General features: G+C 62.3%; 22 protein-coding genes, 1 tRNA gene and 1 pseudogene. 5 read left to right on the forward strand and 19 right to left on the reverse strand.

All coding sequences use genetic code 11. The features are described 5' to 3' along the window. Positions 1–194, reverse strand: a 194-nt coding sequence (locus TX78_RS14300) for an aminopeptidase (RefSeq protein ID WP_044494864.1), incomplete at its 3' end; no start/stop codon positions are given. A 68-nt stretch (positions 195–262) separates the two neighbouring features. On the opposite strand from TX78_RS14300, the gene TX78_RS06960 reads away from it, so the two are divergent. The 3 genes from TX78_RS06960 to TX78_RS06970 are packed head-to-tail and all read left to right on the forward strand — an operon-like array spanning position 263 to position 3,693. Then, positions 263–1,894, forward strand: coding sequence for a circularly permuted type 2 ATP-grasp protein (locus tag TX78_RS06960; protein ID WP_044494865.1), 1,632 nt, complete (start codon positions 263–265; stop codon positions 1,892–1,894). Beyond that, positions 1,894–2,829, forward strand: coding sequence for an alpha-E domain-containing protein (locus tag TX78_RS06965; RefSeq protein ID WP_044494867.1), 936 nt, complete (start codon positions 1,894–1,896; stop codon positions 2,827–2,829). The genes TX78_RS06960 and TX78_RS06965 overlap by 1 nt, the downstream gene beginning before the upstream one ends. A gap of 9 nt (positions 2,830–2,838) precedes the next feature. Further along, entirely contained in the window at positions 2,839–3,693 is an 855-nt protein-coding gene (locus tag TX78_RS06970) for a transglutaminase family protein (protein WP_044494868.1), read from the forward strand. Here the strand turns inward: TX78_RS06970 and tatC are convergent. The 11 genes from tatC to TX78_RS07025 all read right to left on the reverse strand — a co-directional run bounded on the left by tatC (position 3,677) and on the right by TX78_RS07025 (position 15,437). Beyond that, the gene (gene tatC / locus TX78_RS06975) at positions 3,677–4,447 is read right to left on the reverse strand and encodes a twin-arginine translocase subunit TatC (protein ID WP_044494870.1); all 771 of its coding nucleotides are present in this window, start codon (positions 4,445–4,447) and stop codon (positions 3,677–3,679) included. The genes TX78_RS06970 and tatC overlap by 17 nt on opposite strands. 113 nt (positions 4,448–4,560) lie before the next feature. Next, a complete protein-coding gene (tatA, locus tag TX78_RS06980) occupies positions 4,561–4,812 on the reverse strand; it encodes a Sec-independent protein translocase subunit TatA (RefSeq protein ID WP_233722191.1) in 252 nt (83 codons plus the stop codon). 60 nt (positions 4,813–4,872) lie between these two features. Continuing rightward, entirely contained in the window at positions 4,873–6,798 is a 1,926-nt protein-coding gene (locus TX78_RS06985; RefSeq protein ID WP_044494873.1) for a helix-turn-helix transcriptional regulator, read from the reverse strand. A gap of 31 nt (positions 6,799–6,829) precedes the next feature. After that, positions 6,830–7,231 (reverse strand): FKBP-type peptidyl-prolyl cis-trans isomerase, encoded by a 402-nt coding sequence (locus tag TX78_RS06990; protein ID WP_044494874.1) that lies wholly within the window; start codon positions 7,229–7,231, stop codon positions 6,830–6,832. A 6-nt stretch (positions 7,232–7,237) separates the two neighbouring features. After that, positions 7,238–8,437: an FKBP-type peptidyl-prolyl cis-trans isomerase gene (locus TX78_RS12630; protein ID WP_049897592.1), complete on the reverse strand. Its 1,200-nt coding sequence runs from the start codon at positions 8,435–8,437 to the stop codon at positions 7,238–7,240. Positions 8,438–8,537: 100 nt separating this feature from the next. Continuing rightward, positions 8,538–10,055 carry a Pup--protein ligase gene (gene pafA, locus TX78_RS07000; RefSeq protein WP_044494875.1) on the reverse strand — a complete coding sequence of 506 codons (1,518 nt, stop codon included), beginning with the start codon at positions 10,053–10,055 and terminating at the stop codon, positions 8,538–8,540. Between the two features lie 3 nt (positions 10,056–10,058). After that, positions 10,059–10,259: a ubiquitin-like protein Pup gene (locus TX78_RS07005; protein WP_044494877.1), complete on the reverse strand. Its 201-nt coding sequence runs from the start codon at positions 10,257–10,259 to the stop codon at positions 10,059–10,061. Between the two features lie 67 nt (positions 10,260–10,326). Then, positions 10,327–12,054: a depupylase/deamidase Dop gene (gene dop / locus TX78_RS07010; RefSeq protein ID WP_044494879.1), complete on the reverse strand. Its 1,728-nt coding sequence runs from the start codon at positions 12,052–12,054 to the stop codon at positions 10,327–10,329. Then, positions 12,051–13,589 (reverse strand): proteasome ATPase, encoded by a 1,539-nt coding sequence (arc, locus tag TX78_RS07015; RefSeq protein ID WP_049897593.1) that lies wholly within the window; start codon positions 13,587–13,589, stop codon positions 12,051–12,053. The genes dop and arc overlap by 4 nt, the downstream gene beginning before the upstream one ends. Further along, entirely contained in the window at positions 13,586–14,587 is a 1,002-nt protein-coding gene (locus tag TX78_RS07020; protein ID WP_081652631.1) for a tRNA (adenine-N1)-methyltransferase, read from the reverse strand. Before TX78_RS07020 ends, arc begins: the two co-directional genes overlap by 4 nt. A gap of 148 nt (positions 14,588–14,735) precedes the next feature. Beyond that, positions 14,736–15,437 carry an HAD family hydrolase gene (locus tag TX78_RS07025; RefSeq protein ID WP_233722192.1) on the reverse strand — a complete coding sequence of 234 codons (702 nt, stop codon included), beginning with the start codon at positions 15,435–15,437 and terminating at the stop codon, positions 14,736–14,738. Positions 15,438–15,564: 127 nt separating this feature from the next. On the opposite strand from TX78_RS07025, the gene TX78_RS07030 reads away from it, so the two are divergent. Further along, a complete protein-coding gene (locus tag TX78_RS07030) occupies positions 15,565–16,431 on the forward strand; it encodes a proteasome assembly chaperone family protein (protein ID WP_044495014.1) in 867 nt (288 codons plus the stop codon). Positions 16,432–16,501: 70 nt separating this feature from the next. Here the strand turns inward: TX78_RS07030 and mshC are convergent, their stop codons facing one another. The 3 genes from mshC to TX78_RS07045 form a co-directional block, all read right to left on the reverse strand. Beyond that, positions 16,502–17,779, reverse strand: coding sequence for a cysteine--1-D-myo-inosityl 2-amino-2-deoxy-alpha-D-glucopyranoside ligase (mshC, locus tag TX78_RS07035; RefSeq protein ID WP_044494883.1), 1,278 nt, complete (start codon positions 17,777–17,779; stop codon positions 16,502–16,504). 48 nt (positions 17,780–17,827) lie between these two features. Beyond that, the gene (locus tag TX78_RS07040; RefSeq protein WP_044494885.1) at positions 17,828–18,655 is read right to left on the reverse strand and encodes an undecaprenyl-diphosphate phosphatase; all 828 of its coding nucleotides are present in this window, start codon (positions 18,653–18,655) and stop codon (positions 17,828–17,830) included. Between the two features lie 78 nt (positions 18,656–18,733). Beyond that, positions 18,734–19,003, reverse strand: coding sequence for a hypothetical protein (locus TX78_RS07045; protein ID WP_044494887.1), 270 nt, complete (start codon positions 19,001–19,003; stop codon positions 18,734–18,736). 87 nt (positions 19,004–19,090) lie between these two features. Here TX78_RS07045 and TX78_RS07050 point away from each other — a divergent pair, with 87 nt between their 5' ends. Further along, complete coding sequence (locus TX78_RS07050; protein WP_044494890.1) at positions 19,091–19,342, forward strand: DUF5703 family protein; 252 nt, start codon at positions 19,091–19,093, stop codon at positions 19,340–19,342. A 131-nt stretch (positions 19,343–19,473) separates the two neighbouring features. Here TX78_RS07050 and TX78_RS07055 read toward each other — a convergent pair whose 3' ends face one another. The 4 genes and pseudogenes from TX78_RS07055 to TX78_RS07070 all read right to left on the reverse strand — a co-directional run. After that, a complete protein-coding gene (locus TX78_RS07055) occupies positions 19,474–20,796 on the reverse strand; it encodes a M20/M25/M40 family metallo-hydrolase (RefSeq protein ID WP_044494892.1) in 1,323 nt (440 codons plus the stop codon). A gap of 146 nt (positions 20,797–20,942) precedes the next feature. Continuing rightward, positions 20,943–21,015 (reverse strand) — tRNA-Ala (locus TX78_RS07060). Between the two features lie 102 nt (positions 21,016–21,117). After that, a complete protein-coding gene (gene rsfS, locus TX78_RS07065; RefSeq protein WP_044494893.1) occupies positions 21,118–21,492 on the reverse strand; it encodes a ribosome silencing factor in 375 nt (124 codons plus the stop codon). Positions 21,493–21,504: 12 nt separating this feature from the next. Beyond that, positions 21,505–22,535: pseudogene (locus TX78_RS07070) on the reverse strand (hypothetical protein); the annotation flags it as partial.

The following is a 22,535-nucleotide window of genomic DNA, read 5'->3' on the forward strand; positions in this document are numbered from 1 at the left end:
AAGGATAACTTCACAACGGTGGTCACGCCGAACGTGGTGGCACCTTCCGCCGCGGCTCGGGAGAGATCCACATGCACCTGATAGGAGGAGACCGAGATGGCCGATGAACGATCAGCAGCCTCATCGCGGCGGAGATTCTCCTCGCCGACACGTGGGAACGGGGACTCTGCGGCAGACACGGTGGGTTCAGACATAGGAACATTCAAGCAGACTCCCAGCTTCGCGGCTTTCTCTGCACAGTCGTCTGTGGAACAGTAAGCACATGGCAGACCTCTTCACCGATTACGCCGCAGCTATGCAGCGTTCCAGCGCGTTCGATGAGATGTTCGGCCATGATGGTTTGCTGCGCGCCGACTACACCGGGGTCAACGAGGTGCTTCAATCGCTGACCCTGCCAGATGTGGAAGCTCGCGCCGAGGCCATGGCCCGCACATTCTTGGACCGCGGGGTCACCTTCGACTTCGCCGGGGAAGAGCGCGCCTGGCCATTGGACATTGTCCCGCGCATCATCGCCGGCGCCGAATGGAACAGCGTCTCCACCGGGGTGTCCCAGCGGGTACGGGCTCTGGAGTGCTTCCTCAACGATGTCTACGATCGCATGGACATCGTTCGCGACGGCGTGATCCCCCGTCGCCTGATCACTACCAGCGCCCATTTCCACCGCGAGGTCTATGGGTTCCCCACCCCGGGCGGGGTACGCGTACATATCTCCGGTATCGACCTAGTCCGAGATGACCGCGGAACGTTCCGCGTTCTCGAAGACAATGTACGGGTCCCCTCAGGTGTCAGCTATGTCCTGGAGAACCGCCGCGCCATTGCCAAAGGTCTGCCCGAAGTCGTCAGTGGAGCCAGTATTCGTCCCGTGGAAGAGTATCCTCGGCGGCTGCTCTCTGCACTGCGGAAAACAGCCCCCGAAGGGGTGGACGATCCCACCGTTGTGGTGCTGACCCCCGGGGTCTATAACTCCGCCTACTTCGAGCACACGCTGCTGGCCGGGATGATGGGCGTAGAACTGGTGGAGGGTCGGGACCTTGTCTGCCGCGGCAATCGGGTCTATATGCGAACCACAGAGGGTGAGCAGCGGGTGGATGTGATCTATAAACGCCTCGACGACGAGTTCCTCGATCCACTGCAGTTCCGTGCGGACTCCATGCTGGGCGTGGCCGGACTCGTCAATGCCGCCCGGACCGGAAACGTCACCATCGCCAATGCAGTAGGCAATGGTGTGGCTGACGACAAACTGGTCTACACCTACGTACCGGAGATCATCCGCTACTACCTGGGCGAGGAACCCATCATCCCCAATGTGGACACCTACCGGTTGGAAGAACCTGAGGCTCGTGAAGAAGTCATGGATCGGCTCGCGGAACTGGTGGTCAAACCGGTCGATGGTTCCGGTGGTAAAGGGCTGGTCATCGGCCCTGCTGCCAGCGCTCAGGAACTTGAAGACTTGCGCCGTAAGGTCCTGGCTGACCCGCGTGGGTGGATTGCGCAGCCGGTGCTGCAGCTCTCTACCGTGCCCACTCTGGCGGACTCCACCTTCGGGCCTCGCCATGTTGATCTGCGCCCCTTCGCAGTCAATGACGGCGAAGAGGTCTGGGTGCTTCCCGGCGGTCTGACCCGAGTCGCGCTGCAGGAAGGCTCTCTGGTGGTCAATTCTTCACAGGGTGGCGGATCCAAGGACACCTGGGTTCTTGACGATGATGAGATCCCCTCCGATGCGCCCACCGGCGCAGTTCCACTGTCTTTGCGACGCCGGTCCTCGGCCCAGCGGGTATGGCCTAGTGCCTTCCGTTTAGGGGGCACTGCCTCCGAACAGTTCGACGAACAGCAACAACAGCAGAACCAGCAGTGCATCTCCGCAGAATACGACGACGGCGGGAAGGTCACCTGATGCTCAGTAGGATCGCAGAATCGCTGTTCTGGATCGGACGCTATGTGGAACGCGCAGATGGAACAGCTCGGATCTTGGATGTCCACCTTGAACGGCTGAACCAGCTTCCGCTGAACGAGCAGCGCACTGTCTCAGCCAATCTCCTGGCGGTCATGGGGGCTACGCCCGGCACCCAGGAGGACGGTCCTCCCGGGGTCCAGGAGCTGCTGGACCGGCTGGCTTTTGACACGGCCCAGGCCAACTCGATTGCTGGCTCCCTGGCTGCGGCACGGGAGAATGCCCGCCGGGCTCGGGAAACCGTATCTGCACCGGTCTGGGAATTCCTGAACGCCACGTGGAACGGTCTCGCTGCACATCGACAGGATGTAGTGGGCACCTATCGATTCTGCAGTTGGGTTATCGAACGCACAGCCACCGTCCAGGGCCTAGCGGATTCGACCATGAGCCGGGATGACTCTTGGCAGTTCCTTTCGCTGGGGCGATCACTGGAGCGCGCCGATATGACAGCCCGAATGCTGGCCACCGGCGATGAACAGGCGTTCCGGCTCTCCTGGGTCAATATGCTGCGTTGCGCCGGGGCTTACGAGTCCTTCCTCCGGAGCCGGCGGGCAGCCTTCGGCGAGAGCTTCGCAGCGGAGTTCCTGCTCCTGGACCGACTCTTCCCCCGCTCAGTAGTTTCCTCACTGCGCCAGGTCGAGCAAGCACTGATCGCTCTTGATCCGCAATACCACCGCACCGCAGCGATGGATCAGGCGCGGCGGCTCGTGGGTCAAGCGCGGACCTTTCTGGAGTTCCACCACACTGAGGACCTTATGGCCGAGCTTCCTGAGCATCTGGAGCGTGTCCAGGCTGCCTGTGCAGGAGCCTCGGACGCCATTACCGCCAAATACTTCTCGCAGGCTGCAGAGCGAGCTTGGACCGGCGAGAAGATCTAGGAGACTGCCGTGACCCGCCTCTACGTCCAGCATCGAACTCGCTATCAGTATGAGATTCCCGTCCAGGTCTCCTATAACGAAGCCCGGATGACGCCTCAGACCGATGCCCAGCAGGTGGTCCTGGAGACTGCGCTGAGCGTCCGCTCTCAGGGTGCCTCAGTGGCCACATACCGAGACTACTGGGGCACCAAGGTACACACTTTCGACCTGCATGCTGCCCACGAGGAACTCACCGTCGCCGCGGAGACACTAGTGGAGGTTCATCGCCTCGAGAAGCAGCATGCACCAGAAGAGCTGCTGGACTGGCATGAACTCAGCGGCGCTGAGACCTTTGAAGAATTCAGTGACTTCCTCCCGCAGTCTGCGCTCTCTGAGCCTGGTGAGGAGCTGGCCTCGGCTGCGGCGGGGATCGCACGGGGCCGGACGCCCCATGACGCGGCGCATGCTCTCTTTGCCTGGCTTCGAGAAGAGATGGAGTACCAACCTGGCCACAGCCAGGTCAGCTGGGATGCGCGAACAGCATTCCACGCTCGTAAGGGAGTCTGCCAGGATCTCTCCCATGTAGGCATCGCAGCACTGCGCAGCCTGGGTCTACCAGCGCGCTACGTCTCTGGTTATATCCATCCCGATCCGGAGGCAGCTGCCGGCACCCCGGTGGCCGGACAGTCACACGCCTGGCTGGAATGGTGGGACGGGCGCTGGCACTCCTGGGATCCGACGAACCATCAGCCCGCTGGAGACCACCATATTTTCGTCGCGCGTGGTCGCGATTATGCTGATGTGCTGCCCTTTAAAGGGATACTCTCCGGCGGCGGCGGTCAGACCACCCTTGATGTGGAAGTCACTATTACTCGACAGGCGTAGCGCCCAGGAGTTCCTCGCGTTCGCGGGCTTCGCGCTTGTCCTTCCGACGGTCATTGAGAAGGCACAGCCCAATGGCGATCGCGAAGAGCAAGGTCAGTGGCGCCATGATGATGAACATGGTGATGATCTCGCCCCCGGGGGCAGCAATAGCTGACATGAGTGCGATGAGCATCACTACCCACCGCCAGGAATTCAGGATCTGTTTGCCGGTGACCAAGCCCAGCATGTTCACACCCACCAGGACCACCGGCAGCACCATGGCGAGACCACAGGCTATGAACAGGTGAAGCACGAAGGTGAAGTAGATATCCGGCTGGATGATATTCGCCGTACCTTCGGGGTTCAGTGAGAAGAAGAACTCAATGGCCTGTGGAAGGACCATATAGGCCAGCCAGATTCCACTGAGGAACAGCGGGACAGAGGCTGCGATAAACCCGATCGCGTAGCGCTTCTCGGTCTTCTTCAGCCCCGGCATGATGAACGCCCAGATCTGATAGAGCCAGATCGGCGAAGAAATCACGAACCCAGCGAAGAGTGATATCCGGATGAGCATGTCCAAGGGGGAGCCGACCGTGTTGAAGGCGATCTCGTTGCGCCTGTTCACATCCTCGGAGCCATACTCCAGCACCGGCGCAGCCAGCAGATCGAAGAGCCAGTCGTAGAGAAAGAAACCGCCGACTGCGCCCAGCACAATGGCGCCCACGCCGATGACGAGGCGACGTCGCAGTTCTTTCAGGTGATCCTTCAGAGACATCGACCCGTCCGGGCTGCGACGCTTACGCCGATGCTTGCGTTTGCTCCCCTTTACGGTAGTCTCCAATGCCCTCTGCTGGACAGGGCTGTCCTTCGGAGTTTCCGCCATGGAGATTAGCGCTGGTCTTTGTGCTTAGTCCGGTCGCCTTGTACGTCTACCGTCGGGTCGATCACTCGGCCCTCGACGGCGGCACGGTCACTCTCCTGCTCGTTCTTGCTGTCCTCCTCGCGCATCGTCTTCACCTCAGACTTGAATATACGCATGGATTCGCCCATCGACTTGGCCAGTTTCGGGAGCTTGGGTGCCCCGAAGAGCAGGAGAATGATAAGCGCGATCAGCACCCACTGCCATCCCTGTAGTCCCATGATCTGTTTCCTTTCGTCGTATTACCTATGGTATCTGCACGCCGTGCATAGCCCTACCGGTCAACGCCGGGCGACTTCGGCCTGTGCCCGTTGCAGCACCTGCTCACGCAGAACCTCAGGTTGGAGCAGTTCGATGTCCCCGCCAGCGTCGAAGATCAGCTGAATCAGTGCCGCCGCACTGCGGTAGTGGGTGGCGATGACGCGGGCGCCGTCGTCCTCGATCTTATGCCGCTGCGGAGCGAAGGCATCTGCCTCAGCTGCCGCGGAGGGAGAAAAGCGCAGCACCGCGTCCACCGACTCGGCGGTACGCGGAACACGTGCTGCCGGTATCTGATGTAGCGGCAGCTCTCGCGCCGCTTGACTGCGCTCACTGCCGGCGAGCACTGTCAGGGTTCTCATCCGATCCAGTCTGAAGAGCCGTTCCCCACCGGCGGTGTGGCAGAAAGCACGCAGATAGCTGCGGGGTCCGTCATGAACCAACTGGACCGGGTCGATGATTCTGCGGCTGATGGAGCCTTCAGCATCTTGGTACTCCATATCGGCTGCAGTGCCATCAGCGATGGCCTGCGCAGCAGCAGTCAGTACGGTCTCGTCGACTCGGCTGGCAGTCATGGTCACGCTCCGCGCACTTTGGGCCAATGCCTCAGGGACCAGGGTGAGGATCTTTTGGCGCAGGCTTCGGGCCGCCTCGGAGAGGCTCTGCTGCCCTTCGGAACCGAGATCGATCACTACCTGCAAAGCGATGAGCAGCGCCAGAGCTCCGGGCTTGCTCAGTGAAACAGGTCTGGCAAGCGGGGTGGAGTCATCCAAGGAACTGTCCAGCAGGACAATGGGCGCATCGGCAGGCAAGTACTGCTGTTCGAACTCCTCATAGCTCAATGGCGGCAAAGGACTGACGGTGATGAAATCGGCAAAATAATTCCGGTCGAATGAACCAACCTGCTGCAGGCTCAGCAGATCCCGCTGCAATTGTCGCGGGCTGATCCCATATTTCTGCAGAAGCTCGCTCGGAGGCACCCCATCATGAGCGAGCAGATAAGCAGCCATATTCAAGACCCGCTCAATCTTGGTTTCCGCGGGGTCGCTGCTGCGCCCTGCAGTTAATGGCCGAAGCCGCGGAACTTCCGCAGGCTCGGCGTGGAGCCTCTTGATCTGCTGGAGTCCGTCATGACGTTCCTGGCCCGCGGAGAAGGCCTCCAGCACAGCGCGGATATCCAGTTGCGCGTAGCGCGTTCCTGCGGCGATCTCATCAATGGCCCGCTGAACATCAGCGGAAAAGGGCGGCTTCAGCGGCACCGGCGTTCCCTGGATGCGGTCCAGTCGAAAACTGCGCTGCTGATCCCGGTCCAGATCGTGAGCAATGAGGTACCAATGTCCTCGGGCACCCAAACCCAGCGGCACCACACGGCGTTGCTGCACACCACGCCTGCCATGAGCCGTGTACCCGAAGCTGAGCGGACGGTCTGTGCCCATGTGCGCCAGGATCACCAGCTGATCCAACTCCTGCTCAGAGCCGAGACTTAGCTGCAGGGCTGGGTCAGGGTCAGGCAGCGGTTCCTGCTCGCCGTCGGCACCGCGGATCTCTGCGACGGATTCGAGAGCCCAGAGTGCGTGACCAAGACCGCGCAGCCGACTGCCCGAGAACAACGTCCGGGCACGCTGCAGGGCGATCCGTTCGGCAGGCTCCAGGGTCAGTGGCGGGAGTCCATAATCGGCAGCGGAGATGGTGTAGCGGTACTCCTCGCCGTCGGCCTGTGGTTCCTGGATGTCGATGCCACAGGCACGCAGGTGCTTCTTATCCCTGCTGAACTCACGATCCCAGCTCTCCCAGGTCTGCCCGTTGGCTTTGGCAGAACGGTAGAGCTCGACGCGTTCACGGATTTCGGCTTTGGTCAGTCCCAGCGGCCCGGCGTCCATAATGGTCCGGGCCACCGAGAGGGCCCGGGCTACTCCGTAGTCCGCGGTCGCCTCCTGCGCAGCGCTCATCTTTTCACGCTATCAGCGTCTTCGGCGCTGCTCAGGCCTTGCGCACCGAGACCAGATCCACCACAAAGATCAGGGTCTCGTTGGGCCCGATAGCTGATCCAGCACCGCGCTCGCCATAAGCCAGGTGCGGCGGAATCTCGAAACGACGACGAGCGCCTTCCTTCATGCCAATCAATCCCTGGTCCCAGCCCTGGATGACCTGGCCCACACCCGCGGTGAAGTCGAGGGTCTGTCCACGGTTCCAGGAGGCGTCGAACTCTTCGCCGGTGGACCAGGCTACGCCCACGTAGTGGCAGGAGATCTGGTCACCGGGTTCGACGGCTGCACCGCCGCCCGGGATCAGTTCCTCGATCACCAGCTCCTCGGGAGGGGTCTCACCGGGGAAGTCGATTTCGGGCTTGGTGCGGTCGTAGCTGCGCTCTCCGAATGACATTGTTCTTTACTCCTCGTCCTGGTCGCCGTCGTTCTCCGCGGCGTCTTCCTCAGTCTCTTCATCTGCGGGAACCTGGTCCTCGGCTGGAGCGTCGCCGCCTTCGCCGCCGCCCTGGCTTTCTTGCATCTGACGCAGGAGCTCCTCGAGCTCCTCTTCACTCATATCGCCCATGTCAGGCTGCTGGGCAGGTGCCTGTGCTTCACGCAGGGTGGCGTCGTCGATGGCTTTGATGATGTCCACCACGAAGATCAGCGTGCCGCCAGGGCGTCCATCGGCGGTCATGCCGTCTTCACCTTCGGCCTCGCCGTAGGCCTGATCTGCAGGGATGACCAGCAGCACGCGGTCGCCCACGCGGTGACCCTTCACGCCCTCGGTCCAGCCCTCAATGACCCCTCCGGTCAGCGAGAAGGGGAAGGGCTGACCGGGCTGACCGTCTTCAGCCAGATCTTCTTCGGCTCCTGTGGACCAGGTGCTGTCAAACTCTTCGCCGTCTTCCCAGCGCCAGCCGCGGTACTGGACAAAGAGATAGTCGTCATCGGCCAGCTGCTCTCCCTCGCCGGCGATTAGCACTTCGCTGGTCAGCTCCTCGGGAGCCTCAGCCTCGGTGTCGTGCTCTGCCAGCTCAGGTGCCTGACCAATCTCATTGGTGATCTCCGGCAGGTCGCCGGACTGCTCCTGCACCTCTCCGGAGGCGTGGTTGGGGTACTGATCCTCCAACCGCACGGCGAACAGCTGATCGCGGTTGCCGGTCTCTGCGGAGGCCGCCATGAAAATAGCCAGCTCGCTTCCCACCGTGACGCCGTCCATGGTGAACGCGTCGTAGACGAAGTCATCGGCGGCATTCTCCGAGGCCTCCAGCTGGGGCAGCCACATCATAGATGGCAGCGGCTGCCCGAAGCTGTCAGTTTGGATGTCGCCTGACTCAGGGTCTACGGCAGCCAGGTTGTATTCGATGATCGAGGACGTGTCCACCTCTTCGCCGTCCCCAGCGCTGAGTACACGTGAGGAGTTCTCAGCGGCGTCGATCTCGCCGTTGATCAGTACCTCAGCGCCGCGCTGCCCCCCCTCTTCCCGGACAGTGAGCTCGACGACGGACAGGGAATCGCTATCACCGAGACCGGTGCCTTCAACGCCTCCACAGGCGGTAAGCGCAAGGGCGGAGACGGACAGCAGAACGGTGGATGTGCGTAGGCGTGAAGTATGCATCAGAGGGCACCTTACAGGGTTGTGCGGATGAGCGGGGAATATTGGACGGTCACAGGCGCGTGGCTTTCGAAGGTTGGCCGTCGGCTCAGCTCAGGGTGTCTTAGATCAGCGGTGGTTCGGCCGCTGCGGCTGGTCCGGCCAGTACGTAACGGTCTGAAAGCGCCACGGAAGCGCTCTGCTGCTGCCGCTCTGCCACGCTGAGTTCGCGTAGTTGAGTACTCGGATCGCCTAGTCGTGCCAGCAGTGACTCGATACGAGGATCTTCGGTGGCGAATGGATCCTTCAGCATCACGGTCTCCAGCGGGCGGTCCACCAGTTTGTGGTGTACCCAGTCCACCGTGCATTCTGCGCCGTAGGCCCGTGCGGTGGAGAGGAACTCTCCACGGATAGCTGCACGGGTGGCCGGCGGGGTGACCATGGCCTGCTGAACCTGTTCGTCGGTAATGACTTCGTTGACCAATCCACGACGCCGAAGCAGGTGGAAGAGACCGCGCTGGGGATTGACATCGTGGTAAGCCATGTCGATTTGCTCCAGACGTGGGTGATCAAAACCGATCCCCTGCCGGTTGGCGACGTCTTCTACCAGGCGTTTCTTAATCGCCCAGTCGATATCGCGGTCGATGAGACTGTGGTCACCGGTCTGGACGGCTTCCAAGGCGCGCTCCCAGAGCTCAAAGATCTCTTGGACGTGCTCATGGTGAGCACCGTGCTGGCGGACGAACCGTTGAGCGCGTTCCAGCAATCCACGTTGGATCTCCACTGCGGTGAACTCGTCACCTCCGCGGATGCGGACCTTGGCCTGGCCGGTGATGTCATGGCTGATATGCCGGATAGCCCCGATCGGGTTCTCCAACTCAAAATCACCCACCGGTACGCCGGACTCCACCATTCGCAGCACCAGATCCGTCGAGCCGTAACGCAACAGCGAGGTGGTGCTGGACATATTGGAGTCGCCCACGATCACGTGCAGCCGGCGGTGTTCAGCGGCGTCGGCGTGGGGCTCATCCCGGGTGTTGATGATGGGACGCGAGCGCGTGGTGGCCGACGAGATGCCTTCCCACATGTGATCAGCACGCTGGGAGAAGGCAAAATGCGCCTCGCGCTCAGTGTCACTGGGTACCACTCGTCCGGCACCGGCGATGATCTGCCGGGTCACCAGGAACGGCAGCAGGATGCTGGAGAGCCTGCGGAAGTGGGTGGTGCGCGGGATGAGGTAGTTCTCATGGCTGCCGTAGGAGTTCCCGGCTGAATCCACGTTGTTCTTCAGCACGTAGACCTGTCCGTTGAACCCATCGGCGGTGATGCGCTCCTGGGTCCATACCGCCAAGTCGTGCATGATCGCTTCACCTGCACGGTCGCAGGCGATGAGATCCAGCAGATCCGCGCACTCGGCCGTGGCGTATTCCGGATGCGAGCCGACATCGAGGTAAAGCCGGGAACCATTGGGGATGAAGATATTGGAGCTGCGGCCGAACTCCACCACCGGGCGGAAGAGGTATCTGGCGAGCTCATCCGGCGGCAGTCCCCGTCCTGGACCCGCGACGACCCCCTCCGGGGCTGCTGCGGGCCGATGGATCAGCCCGAATTCGGTCTCAACACCGTAGACGCGTCGATCCACGCGCTACTGTCCGCCCTTCTGCACGAATCCCTTGACGAACTCTTCAGCGTTTGACTCCAGCACCGTGTCGATTTCATCCAGCAGGCTATCCAGTTCCTGGGCCCTCTGGGATGCCTGCGGATTGCTCTGCGGCTGGGAGGCGTCGACGGCGGCGTCGTCGTCTCCTGAGGGGCGGTGTGGCTGCTTCTGCGGCTGGGCTGCCATAGGTTCTCCTCCAGAAGGACGGTGGTGGTGTCATCGTAGGTTATCTGCCCCGGTGCCCGGGGTTGTCTCAGCTGGAAGCCGAGAGCAGCTCGTCTAAGCCGCTGATCAGTTCCTCGGCTGACTGCGCCTGGCGCAGCACTGGTTCGGCCTGGATCCGGCGTCCACCCAATGGGTCCGCCAGTGCGAGCCTGTGCGGCGGAGTCACCGGGTCTTTGCGCAGCAGCACCTGGTCCCAACCTGCACCGGCGAGCACATCGGCGTGGTCTTTGACCAGGGTGCCCCGCAGCCAGGCGCGAGTCTCCTCGGGGGGATGCGTTGCGGCCCAGCTGACCTGCTCATCGGTGAACAGTCGGCGCATGCGGCCTGCTCTGGACAGCTTGTAGTAGAGCCCCTTCTCCGCACGGAGGTCGTGATACTGCAGATCGATCATCCCCAGCAGCGGGGCGGACCAGTCCAACCCATCCCGTCGCCGGTACGACTCGAGAACCTGCAGTTTGGCGATCCAATCCACCCGGTCAGCGGCACGCCAGAGGTCCGTGCGCAAATCCTCGATGAGGTTTTGCCAGGCCTCCAGCATTTCGGCAGTCTCTGTATCCGGGGCGGTGTGGTTCAGCCCTGATGCCATGATCCGATCGGCTCGCTGCTGCGCTGCTTCCAGGTAGAGCTGCTGTATCTCCAGGGCCGTCATCTGCCCGCGGCTGGTCTTGACGGTCGCTGTCAGTGTCGGGTCATGGGAGATCGCCCGCAGTGCTGCCACCGGGTCGTCCAGTTCCAGCTTGGGGGCGGCGCCGGATTCGATCAGATCCAGCACCAGGGCTGTGGTGCCCACCCGCACCCAGGAAGAGTATTCACTCATATTCGCATCGCCGATGATCACGTGCAGGCGGCGCCACTGGTCACGATGGGCATGGGGTTCATCACGGGTATTGATGATGGGCCGGCGGACGGTGGTCTCCAGGCCCACTTGCTCCTCGAAGAAGTCCGCGCGCTGGGAGATCTGGAACCCGGCAGTCTGGGCCTGCTGGCCGATACCTACCCGGCCTGCCCCGCAGAGCACCTGCCTGGTCACAAAGAAGGGCAGCAAGCCCGCCACGAGATCATCGAAGTTCACTGACCGTGGCACCAGATAGTTCTCATGCGCACCGTAAGAGACCGACTTATTGTCCGTGTTGTTCTTATAGAGCAGGACCTCCGGGGCGCCCTCCTCCTGCGAAAGTCGCTCGGCAGCCGCCCGGGCGATCTCATCACCGGCCACGTCATAGAGCACCGCCCGTTTGGCTCCCACTGCCTCAGGTGCGGAGTATTCGGGGTGGGCGTGGTCCACATAGAAGCGTGCACCGTTGGCAAGCACCAGGTTCATCAGCAGCTGGGGCTGTCCCTGCCGCAGCTGGAAGAAGTCACCGCGCCAGTGCGGCGATCCCGGGGCGTGGAAACTGCGGCCATGCTCGGCCACATCCGCCGGTGTGGGGTCTCCCCCAGTGACGTTGCCCAGGGCGTCACGAACGTTGCCCTGACCGGCCTCCTGTTCGGCGGCGTAGCTGAGCGCTTCGTCGGTGTCAGTGAGCTGGCTGGGGTGAGCGGCGGACCGTGGCAGCACCCAGCCACGGGCGTCCACCAGGGGCGATTCACCGCTGTAATCCCATTCGGTGCCGGCCACTGAGCTGCCGTTTTCGGTGGCGTAGGCGGCATAGGCGTTGATGAGTTCAATCGAGAGCGCCACATGGCTGGCCCGCGGGTTGGCTGGAGCGTGGATCCCGTATTCGGTCTCCATGCCGATGAGTCTGCGCACGCTCATCGGTTGAACCCCAGCCCTGCACCCATGGCGTGCTGCTCTGCCATCTCGTCTTCCACCGCCGCCAGCAGGTGCTCCACGGTGATTCCCTTGGCCTCGGGGTCTTCTTCCAGTGCCAGGAACTCCTTGATGGCGGCCTTCTTGGCGCGGTCCACAATGTTGCTCAGCACCGCACCGGACATGAACCCGGCCTGGTCCGGGTAGAGGGCAGTCACCACGGCGTCGATCAGTGCTTCCCGGGCCGCTGCGGGTCCACCGTGATGCTGCAGCACAGAGCCTCTGATCGGCACTTGCTCGCCGAGGTGGATACGCAGGATCTCGCGGGCGCCTTCGGCAGAGGGGCGCTGGACTCTGATCTTCACGTCCAGACGTCCCGGCCGCAGAATGGCTGGATCAATCATGTCTTCGCGGTTGGAGGCACCGATGACCATCACGTTATCCAGTGATTCCACGCCGTCGATCTCTGCCAGCAGCTGCGGGACGATGGTGGTCTCCACATCCGAAGAGACTCCGGTGCCGCGGGTCCGGAACAGGGCTTCCATCTCATCGAAGAACACCACCACAGGGTTTCCGGAGGAGGCGCGCTCCCGGGCGCGGGAGAAGATCACCCGGATATGCCGCTCGGTTTCGCCCACGTATTTATTCAGCAGCTCCGGGCCTTTGATGTTCAGGAAGTAGGCCCCGGAGGCGGTGTCCTCAGAGAGTGAAGAAGCCACTGCTTTGGCGATCATGGTCTTACCGCAGCCTGGGGGCCCGTAGAGCAGGATGCCCTTGGGCGCGCGAAGTCCGTGCTCACGGTAGAGCTCTGAATGCAGGAACGGCATCTCCACGGCGTCGCGAATCTGCTCGATCTGCTCGGCCAGGCCACCGATATCTGCGTAGGAGACGTCCGGGGACTCTTCCAGCACCACATCTTCGACCTCGGAGAGCGGCACAATCTCAGTAGCGGTGCCGGTACGCAGATCAACGACGACGGCGTCGCCGATCCTCACTACCTCGCCCTCGCCGCTGGCGGCGGCGGAGAGTTTGACCAGGCGTTCCTCCTCGCCACGGGTGATGATGACCAGCCGCCCGTCGTGCAGGACCTCTTTGACGCGGGCGATTTCTCCGGTGCCCTCGGGCTCCAGGATCGCCACGATGGTGTAGTTCTCGTTCAGCAGCACTTCGCTGCCCGGGCTCAGCTCCTCGGGCTGGATCAGCGGGGAGACAGAGACACGCAGTTTCCGGCCGGAGTGCAGCACATCGCAGCCGGGGGCGACGGCGGCCTCGATCTCCCGTCCTTGGACAGCCTCGCGGGCTGGCCGGTAGGCAATCACGGTGGCAAAGGTGAACGGAGCCTGACCGTCGGCCTCCAGCGCCTGCTTGAGCTGCTCTATCTGGCCCCGTGTGGCTTCGAGCAGACCCGTGAGGCGGTCGTTATTGCGCCCGGCAGCCTGGAGCTTCTGCTCGAGCTCGCGGTCACGCTGCCGGAGATTGTCGATCTGCCGGTGGGCCTGGCTGAGCTTGGACTGGAGTTCTTCGGTCAGGGCTTCGGTCACTCTTGGGACACTCCTTTGGCCTTATCAGCAATGGTCTGGGCGTTGGCCGCTGCTCGGCGCGCCTTCTTCTTCGATACCACGCGAGTCTTAAGGCTCTCCTCATCCCAGACCGCATCTTCCTGGTTCCCGCCCCAGGCAGCCTTATCCTCGGCGGAGGGCTCGGAGACCTTTTCACGCTTCTTCAGCTGCAGCGGACGGTGGTCACCGGCCAGCCGTCGGGTGGCCAGGAGGAATCCGGTATGCGCCACCATCCGGTGATCAGGGCGAACTGCCAGACCATCCAGGTGCCAGGTGCGCAGCATGGTTTCGTGGGCTTCGGGCTCAGTGAATCCCTCGGAGTCGCGGATGGCTTCGGCCAGCCGGCTCAACTGGGTCACCGTGGCCACATAGGAGACCCAGACGCCTCCGGGTGCCAGGACAGTCTTGACCATATTCAGGCAGTCCCATGGGGCAAGCATGTCCAGGACCACGCGATCTACTGTCTGCGGCTGCTCGATCTCCAGCGGCGTGGTTCCGGCATCGCCGAGGTGGATCTCCCAGCCTGGATGCTGCTGCCCGAAGAAGGCCTCGACATTGCCGCGGGCGATCTCAGCGAACTCCTCACGCAGCTCATAGGAGTGCAGGCTGCCGGTGTCTCCCACCGCTCGCAGCAGCGAGATGGACAGCGCACCGGAACCCACTCCGGCTTCTAGCACGTGGGCGCCGGGGAAGATATCAGCCACCTGGATGATCTGCGCTGAGTCTTTGGGATAGACCACGGTGGCACCGCGCGGCATGGACAGCACAAAATCGTTGAGCAGCGGCCGGAGCACCTGGTACTGGTAGCCGGCGTCATTGGCCACCACAATGCCTTCGGTTTGGCCGATCAGCTCGTCATGGCGCAGGACCCCCTGGTGGGTATGCCATTCGCCGCCTTCGGCCAGAGTGATGGTGGACTTACGGCCCTTATAGTCGGTGAGCTGAACTCGCTGGCCGGGTTTCAGCCTGCCCTTGCGCATATGAGCACCGATGGCTTGGCGCTCAGCGGATTCGGCGGTCTGGGGTGCGGTGGTCTCGGAGATGACGGTGTGTCCTTCAGTGATACGGATCTAGCGATGGGGCCCGCCGGTGACTACTCGCCGGTGCGGGCCTGGGTAACAGGTGGTCCTAGACAGCTGCCACGGCCGGAGTTTTGCTGAGCAGCTGTGTGAGGTCTTCAGTGCCGAGGCCCTGCAGTGTCTGGAGAAGATGCCACTGCCCGTTCTCGGGCAACGGGGTGTAGTGCGGCACGGCCAGGGTGACCATGCCCGAGGCGGCCGCGGCTGCGGTTCCTGGCACCGAATCCTCGATGGCGACACAGCGCTCACGTACTAAGTCCTCACCGGTGCGTTCCCGGTGGTCCTGGCTCATCGTGTCAAAGGCCAGGTTGTAGGCCTCCGGATCCGGCTTGCCGGCGTTGACCATGTCACCAGAGACGATGAACTCCATCTGTCCATCCGGCAGAGCGGAGACAATGGCTTCGGCAAGTGGCTTCCAGGACATCGTCACCAGCGCATTGCGCACGCCCTGGGCCTGAAGGTCGCTGAGCAGTTCACGGGCCCCTGGTCTCCAGGGGATCCCTACGGAACATTTGGCGATCACCTCACCGATGAGATGGGTGATGATCTCCTCGGTGCCCATCCTCACCCCCGATTCCTGAAGAATCTTGGCTGAGAAGTCCAGCGCCTGACCCACCAGCAGGTGAGCCTTCTCATCAGACCACGTTCCACCGTGGGCTTCGACGAGTTCGTGCTGACTTTCAATCCAGTAGGGCTCAGTGTCAACGAGGGTACCGTCCATGTCCCAGAAGACGGCTTGAAGTTCTGACATGCCCACCATCGTACGCTTCTCATGATGGGTCATCGGGGCTAGTGTGAGAATTGTGAGCGAGCATTACCGGCAGTCCGAGTCAGAAGATCCAGACGCACCGGCCGAGAGCATCGACCGGGCTGCGCGACTGGCCGCTCACCTGCGCGAACTAGCTGCCGCCGAGGATGAGCAGGGTGGCCGTCCCACCCTGATGGTGCTGGCCTTCGAAGGGTGGAACGACGCCGGGGGCGCAGCCTCTGCAGCGGTGCGGACCCTCGCCCAGGCGATGGGTGCCGAAGTAGTCGGCAAGGTCACCGATGAGGAGTACTACGACTTCCAGTTCTCCCGTCCGAAGGTCGTCCGGAGCCAGGGCCACCGCGAGATTGTCTGGCCCTCCACCACTATCCTGCGCGCCGCACCAACAACCGGTGAGTTTGATGTGCTCTTTGTCCACGGAGTGGAGCCCAGTTTCCGCTGGCAGGCCTATACCGCTGAACTGCTCACTCGTGCCGCTGAGCATCAGGTCTCCGCGGTGCTGCTGGTGGGCGCGCTTCTGGCAGATGTCCCGCATACCCGGCCTATCCCGGCGTCGTTCTCCAGTGAGAACGAAGACCTGCAGGAGCTGTTGGATATTGATGCTCCTACTTACGAAGGACCGGTAGGGATTGTGGGGGTGCTGGCGCACACCGCTTTCCAGGCGGGAATCCCTGCAGTGTCATTGTGGGCCGCGGTACCCCATTATGTGGGGCAAGCCCCGTCGCCTAAGGCTCAGCTGGCGCTGATTCGCAGACTTGAAGAACTGCTGGGCCACCCGCTTCCCACCCAGGAGATCGCCGAGGACGCCGAGGCCTGGGAGCGCGGGGTCGATGAGCTGGCCCAGGAGGACGAGGAGATCGGCGATTACGTCAAGCGCCTGGAAGAGGCCACCGATACCACCAATCTCCCGGAAGCCTCTGGTGAGGCGATTGCTGAGGAGTTCGAGCGCTACCTGCGCCGTCGCAAGCCACCTGAATAAGAGTGACTGCGCCGGTGGCCGGCTACTTCAGGTCGCGGCTACTTCAGGTCCCCGCTACATCAGGTCCCTGCTACTTCAAGTCAAGGCCCAGCAGCGCCAGCACGACGTCGCGGACTCGGCTTGCTGAGGTTCCTTGGGCCACGTGCCCGGCGGCCCACATATCCAGCTGATCCAGCGCTGCTGGGGCGTTGAGGTTCAGTGCAAGTGCAGAAGTCAGCGCGTATTGCAGCTGCTCGGGGGTCTCGGTTTCATCGCCTGCCTCTGGGGCATTCTGCAGAGCCTTCTGCCAGCGCGCGAAGCGCTGCTTCGCTGCCTGAAGGTCTGCAGCGGTGTAGCTCCAGTCTGACTGCCAATGATTGCTCAGCAGCAGGGCGCGGATCACGCGTGAGTCTTCGCCTTGGGCCCGGAGTGTGGAGACCAGTACAAGGTTGCCCTTGGACTTGGACATCTTCTCGCCGTCGAGTCCCACCATGCCGGTATGGGCGTAGTGCTCAGCAAGCGCCACGCCATCAGCTGCGGTGGCATGGGCGGCGGAGAACTCGTGGTGTGGGAAGCGCAGATCTGAGCCGCCTCCCTGGACCGTGAAGGGAGCCGGCAGATGCCGACGGGCGATCACCGAACATTCAATATGCCACCCGGGCCGCCCCTGCCCCAGGCTCGCACCGTCCCAGTAGGGTTCGCCGCTGCGGCGGGCCCGCCAGAGCAGCGGATCAAGGGCATCGCGTTTACCCGGGCGCGTCGGATCTCCGCCACGTTCGGGGAAGAGTTCCCCCATTGCGCTCCGGTCGTAGTTGCCGATGGAGCCCAACCGCCAGTCAGTGCGGGACTCGGCAGCGGCAATATCAAAGTAGAAGTCCGGGCCGGTAGCGGCGTCGTCGTCATTGACCTCCACCGGATAGGCGATACCGAGCTCCACCAGGCGCTCAACATCCTCTACCACTGCCGGGATCATCTCCACCGCGCCGAGATAATGCTGGGGTGGGATGACTCCTAGGGCCGTCATATCCTCACGGAAGAGCTCGGTCTGGTTCTCGGCGAGTTCGCGCCAGTCCACATCTGTAGCCTCGGCGCGCTCCAGCAGCGGGTCGTCAATATCGGTGACGTTCTGCACGTAGCGGACATCCAGGCCGCTGGCCAGCCAGTAGCGGACGAGCAGATCGAACTGCACATAGGTATTGGCGTGTCCCAGGTGGGTGGCGTCATACGGGGTGATGCCGCAGACATAGAGCGAGGCGGTATTCGCTCGGGAGCTGACGGGTACGACGTCGCCGGCTGCGGTGTCGTGGAGTTGCAGGCTCTCTGCCAGTGGGGGCAGGGCAGGCACTTCCGGGGCGCTCCACGATCTCACGCGTTCATCCTTACGTTGGGGTACTTGTCCAGCAGGGGCCAACAGCGCTTAGGCGTTGATAATTCCGAAGCCGAGGCAGATGAACACGAACAGGCCCAGCAGGATGCGGTAGTTCACGAACAGGGTGTACGAGTTGTTGGAGACGTACTTCAAGAACCAGCCGATGATCACATAGGCCACGCAGAAGCCCACCGCGGTGGCCAGGATGGTATGGCCCATGGAGTAGGGACCGCTCTGTTCGCCGATAGAGCCTGCCAGCTTGTAGAAGCCTGATCCGAAGACCGCGGGGATGGCCAGCAGGAAGGAATAGCGCGCGGCGGCCTCGCGGGTATAACCCATGAGCAGGCCGGCGGTGATGGTGCCCCCGGAGCGTGAGACGCCGGGGATCAGGGCCATAGCCTGAGCGAATCCGAAGATGATGCCGTCCCGGACGCTCAGTTCCTCCAAGGGTTTGCGCTGCTTGCCGTAGTGATCCGCTACTGCCAGCAGGAAGCCGAAGATGATCAGCATAGTGGCCACCAGCCACAGCGTACGGAAGACAGAGTCGATGTAGTCCTCCAGCAGCAGGCCCAGGACCACAATGGGGATGGTGCCGATAATGATCAGCCAGCCCATGCGGGCATCTGGATCGCTGTGCGGAATCTTCTTAGCTAGCGCGGCGAACCAGGCTTTGGCGATCCGCAGGATGTCTCGCCAGAAGTAGACCAGTACGGCAGCTTCAGTGCCCAGCTGGGTGATGGCGGTGAAAGCAGCTCCGGGATCTGCGGCGCCGGGAAGGAACTCACCGACAATGCGCAGGTGCGCAGAGCTGGAGACGGGGAGGAACTCGGTCAGGCCCTGTACCAGGCCCAGAATGATTGCTTCGATCCACTGCACGGATAGAGCTTAGAGCACCTGAAGCCATGTGCCACTTCTCCCCCGGGACGACGGCGCGCCGCCCGCGGGTCCTATGGTTCAGTCTTCGGCGAGCTCATCCTCGAGGTCATCGTCCTCATCGAGCACGTCGTCGACGTCTTCTGCCTCCTCATCGTAGAGGTCCAGCGGAGTCACCTCGCCAGTGGCGGCGAAGAGCGCATCTTCATAGGCCTCAAAAGCGTCCTGGATGCCGTAGAAGGCATTTTCGACAGAGGGGTCATCCTCGCCGCGCCGGTTCAGGGCGGCAGAGAGGTGCTCTTCCAGAGCATTCGTCAGCGCACTTAGGGCGACGCGCGGATCCAAGTTCATAAGGCACACAGTACCAACGCCTCGCAGACTGCACTAGGGTGGGCTCTCAACCATTGAATGAAGTCCTCAGATGGAAGCGAGGAACCTATGGCTGAGCAGTTCTCCTCACCGGCCTCACATGCTGGGACCCGGTATGTCACCCAGCACGACGACGGACGCAGCTGGGAGTATCTGGTGCTGACATGTCAGCCTCGTGAGTCTCTGGCAGAGGTCAGGCGTCAGGTCATCGACTATGCGGAGTACGGACGCTGGGAGCTGCGGCGTTCGGCCATCTATACCGGGGGTCTGCGCAAGTACTGGCTGCGTCGGCGCATTATGCGCGTGCAGCGCACGATATAGTCCGACGACGCGCACTGCGGCTGCATCTTGGCAAGGCGCGCACCCCACTTCGCGCATTCACACCACACTTACGCGGAGGCAGTTTTGCGGAAGTGGGGTGTGGCTTGCGTTAACTGGTGCGAGTCCTCCAGTTACTGGGCGGCGAGGAAGCGGTGCAGTACGCGCACTCCGAACTTCAGGGATTCCAGCGGGACTCGTTCGTCGACGCCGTGGAACATGCCGGTGAAGTCCAAGTCGGCCGGAAGCTGCAGCGGGGCGAAGCCGTATCCGGCGATACCCAGTCGACTCAGCTGCTTGTTATCGGTGCCACCTCCGAGCATGTAGGGCAGCACCTTGGCCTCTGGGTCCTCCTGCAGCAGTGAGTCCACCATCTGCTCCACGATCGCACCAGAGAAGGGCAGCTCCAGGGAGACGCCGTGTTTCTTCAGCTCAAAATCAACTTTTTCGCCGGCGAGTTCCTTGAGTTTGGCCGCGACCTTCTCATCTTGTTCGGGCAGGGTGCGTGAGTCCACCAGGGCCGAGGCTTCTCCTGGGACCACATTGTGCTTGAACCCGGCCTCCAGCAGGGTCGGGTTGGAGGTGTTCTGCAGCGTGGCGGCGATGAACTTCGCAGTGGATCCCATAGCGTCCAGGAGCTCCTGGGGGTTCTCTTCATCGAAGGGAATGCCGGTGATGTCGGAGAGCTGTTCAAAGAGCGCCCGGGTGGTCTTGGTGTACTCGATGGGCCATTTGTAGTTGCCGATGGCTGTGACTGCTTCGGCAAGGGTCACCACTGGATTGTCATGCTGAACAGCAGAACCGTGTCCGGCGGTGCCGCGGGCGGTCATCTTGGTCCAGTGAATACCTTTTTCGCCGGTCTGAATCAGGTAGGCGCGAGTGCCTGCGATGTCCACGGAGAATCCGCCGACTTCGCTGACGGCTTCGGTGGCTCCAGCGAAGACCTCCGGGTGGTTGTCCACCATCCAGTCCGCACCGTAGGTGCTGCCGTCCTCTTCATCGGCGAAGAAGGCGAAGATCAGGTCGCGCTCCGGGGTGTGGCCTTCACGGGCCATCTGCAGCATGGAGGCCAAGATCATGGCGTCCATGTCTTTCATATCTACCGCACCGCGGCCCCAGATCAGCCCGTCTTTGATCTCTGCGGCGAAGGGATCCACCTGCCATTCATCTGCCTGGGCGGGCACGACGTCGAGGTGTCCGTGTACCACCAGGGCGCCGGCCTCGGGATTGGAGCCCTTCATCCGGGCGACCACGCTGGCCCGTCCGGGTGCTGACTCGTAGATTGCGGGCTCCAGACCGGCTTGGCGCATGATCTCAGCACAGTATTCGGCTGCTTTGAGCTCCCCGTTGGACTTCCCATCGCCCCAGTTGCTGGTGTCGATCCGAATCAGATCCCGGCAAAAATCAATGACATCAATTTCAGCCTGCTGTGCTGGGGTACGAGTGGGTTCAGTCATAGTGCCCACCTTAACGGGGAACACGCAGCAATGAAGGCCTCGGAGCCCATGCCTGTCACTTTGTTTCACACACTTCACGACGGCAAGGATCGTCTGGAAATGAAAAACAGGTCCCGTCTAAGACGAGACCTGTTTTTCGTATTCTGTGGAGGTAACGGGACTCGAACCCGTGACCTTCTGCATGCCATGCAGACGCGCTACCAGCTGCGCCATACCCCCATATTTTCTTCTCTGTTCCCTTCGCTTTCCCGCGTTGGCAACCCCTATACATTACACCGGCTCGAGCGAATTCTGCAAATCGCGCCCGAACCGGTGCAGCGCTTAACCGTCCTGGTCAGGCAGCTCTAGGTCCAGCGCGGGCACATCGGCGTAGAGGCGGTCCAGCCCGTAGACGGCACGCTCTTCCTCGTTCTGGACGTGGATGACCATGTGGCCGTAGTCCAGCAGAACCCAGGTATCGCTCCCCCGGCCTTCACGGCGCAGTGGAGCTGATCCGTGCTGGGTTTTCACCTGGTGTTCGATCTCATCGCAGATCGCGTTGATCTGCCGCTCCGAGGGAGCCGAGCAGATGAGGAAGGCATCGGTGATGCCCAGGCGGTCGCCCACGTCGAGGCCGGCGATATTGGTAGCAAGTTTATCGGCTGCGGCGGCAGCTGCGGTGCACAGCTCGGCCAGCACATTCTCTGGAACTGTCATAGGGGCCATAGTCTATGGCACGAACACAATGATGAGCACCACGATGGCCACCAGCAGCAGAGCTGCCAGCACGATCACCAGCCACTGCATCATGTTCTGCCGGTCTGCCTGACGTGAGGCTTCGTCTACCATCTGGTCCAAGTCCAGACCATGGGCACCCTGAGCCTTCACCGGTTCGATCGAGCCGGTGGCCAGATCGATGTAGTCCTCATCCCCGGTGTCCAGAGAGTCACGCACCGTGCGGCCGGTGATGATCTCAGACTCAGGACGTTCACGGCGACGACGACGGCGCTCCTGGCGCTCGGCTTCTTCGCGTTCTTTGCGCAGGCGCTCCTGATTCGCCTGCATGGCCTTGGCCGCCAGGGCCTGCTGGCGCTTAAGCAGCTCAGGATCCACTGCATGGGGATCCTGCGGCATACGAGAGATTTCGCCGGTGACATGGTCGAGTTCTTCCAGCAGATCGGGACTCATCTCCGGAATGGACTCGGTCTCCCGCAGCAGCCGGCGCGCCCGGCGCGAGGCTGGAATGGGCGCATCCTGGTCGTCGTAGAACTCTTCTGCGGCAGGATCCTGCTCTGCGGTCTCAGACTGCTCATCAGCGTCGTCTTCAGCGCCTAGCTCGCCCGCAATCTCGAGTTCGTCCTCACCTGCAGGGTCTTCACTCTCAAGCTCGTCCATCTCGACAGGCTGTTCGTCCTCGGACGCATCAGTTGCGAGCTCGTGATCGCGGGCCCCTTCTTCAGGAAGGTCCTCATCAAAGGCATCGGCGATATCTTCTTCGGGCCGTGCGGGCTCGTCCTGCTCTACCGGGGTTGGCAGGGCTGCTTCAGGAGGTTCCGGGAGACTGATCGCCCGCGCTGACGCCTCATTGTCCTCGAGGTCATCCTCGTCGTCTTCATCATCGACCTCTTCAGCCAGCAGCAGCTCGTCGACGTCGTCGTCTTCCACGGACCCCGTGTCTTCTAAGGACTCAGCGGCAGCCGGAGCCCCAGCTTCCACAGCGGCGGAAGCTTCCAGGGTGCGGTTCAGCTCCGAATCGGCCT

Source organism: Nesterenkonia massiliensis (assembly GCF_000455245.1).
Lineage (GTDB): Bacteria > Actinomycetota > Actinomycetes > Actinomycetales > Micrococcaceae > Nesterenkonia > Nesterenkonia rhizosphaerae.

Bases quoted from the DNA above. Each gene is read 5' to 3' on its own strand.
- TX78_RS06960 (WP_044494865.1), top strand. From the start codon at position 263: ATGGCAGACCTCTTCACCGATTACGCCGCAGCTATGCAGCGTTCCAGC.
- TX78_RS07020 (WP_081652631.1), bottom strand. From the start codon at position 14,587: ATGCGCAAGGGCAGGCTGAAACCCGGCCAGCGAGTTCAGCTCACCGAC.
- dop (WP_044494879.1), bottom strand. From the start codon at position 12,054: ATGAGCGTGCGCAGACTCATCGGCATGGAGACCGAATACGGGATCCAC.
- TX78_RS06985 (WP_044494873.1), bottom strand. From the start codon at position 6,798: ATGAGCGCTGCGCAGGAGGCGACCGCGGACTACGGAGTAGCCCGGGCC.
- TX78_RS07045 (WP_044494887.1), bottom strand. From the start codon at position 19,003: ATGAACTTGGATCCGCGCGTCGCCCTAAGTGCGCTGACGAATGCTCTG.
- rsfS (WP_044494893.1), bottom strand. From the start codon at position 21,492: ATGACAGTTCCAGAGAATGTGCTGGCCGAGCTGTGCACCGCAGCTGCC.
- TX78_RS12630 (WP_049897592.1), bottom strand. From the start codon at position 8,437: ATGCATACTTCACGCCTACGCACATCCACCGTTCTGCTGTCCGTCTCC.
- TX78_RS07025 (WP_233722192.1), bottom strand. From the start codon at position 15,437: ATGTCAGAACTTCAAGCCGTCTTCTGGGACATGGACGGTACCCTCGTT.
- TX78_RS07055 (WP_044494892.1), bottom strand. From the start codon at position 20,796: ATGACTGAACCCACTCGTACCCCAGCACAGCAGGCTGAAATTGATGTC.
- TX78_RS06990 (WP_044494874.1), bottom strand. From the start codon at position 7,231: ATGTCATTCGGAGAGCGCAGCTACGACCGCACCAAGCCCGAAATCGAC.
- TX78_RS07005 (WP_044494877.1), bottom strand. From the start codon at position 10,259: ATGGCAGCCCAGCCGCAGAAGCAGCCACACCGCCCCTCAGGAGACGAC.
- TX78_RS06965 (WP_044494867.1), top strand. From the start codon at position 1,894: ATGCTCAGTAGGATCGCAGAATCGCTGTTCTGGATCGGACGCTATGTG.
- tatC (WP_044494870.1), bottom strand. From the start codon at position 4,447: ATGTCTCTGAAGGATCACCTGAAAGAACTGCGACGTCGCCTCGTCATC.
- tatA (WP_233722191.1), bottom strand. From the start codon at position 4,812: ATGGGACTACAGGGATGGCAGTGGGTGCTGATCGCGCTTATCATTCTC.
- TX78_RS07050 (WP_044494890.1), top strand. From the start codon at position 19,091: ATGGCTGAGCAGTTCTCCTCACCGGCCTCACATGCTGGGACCCGGTAT.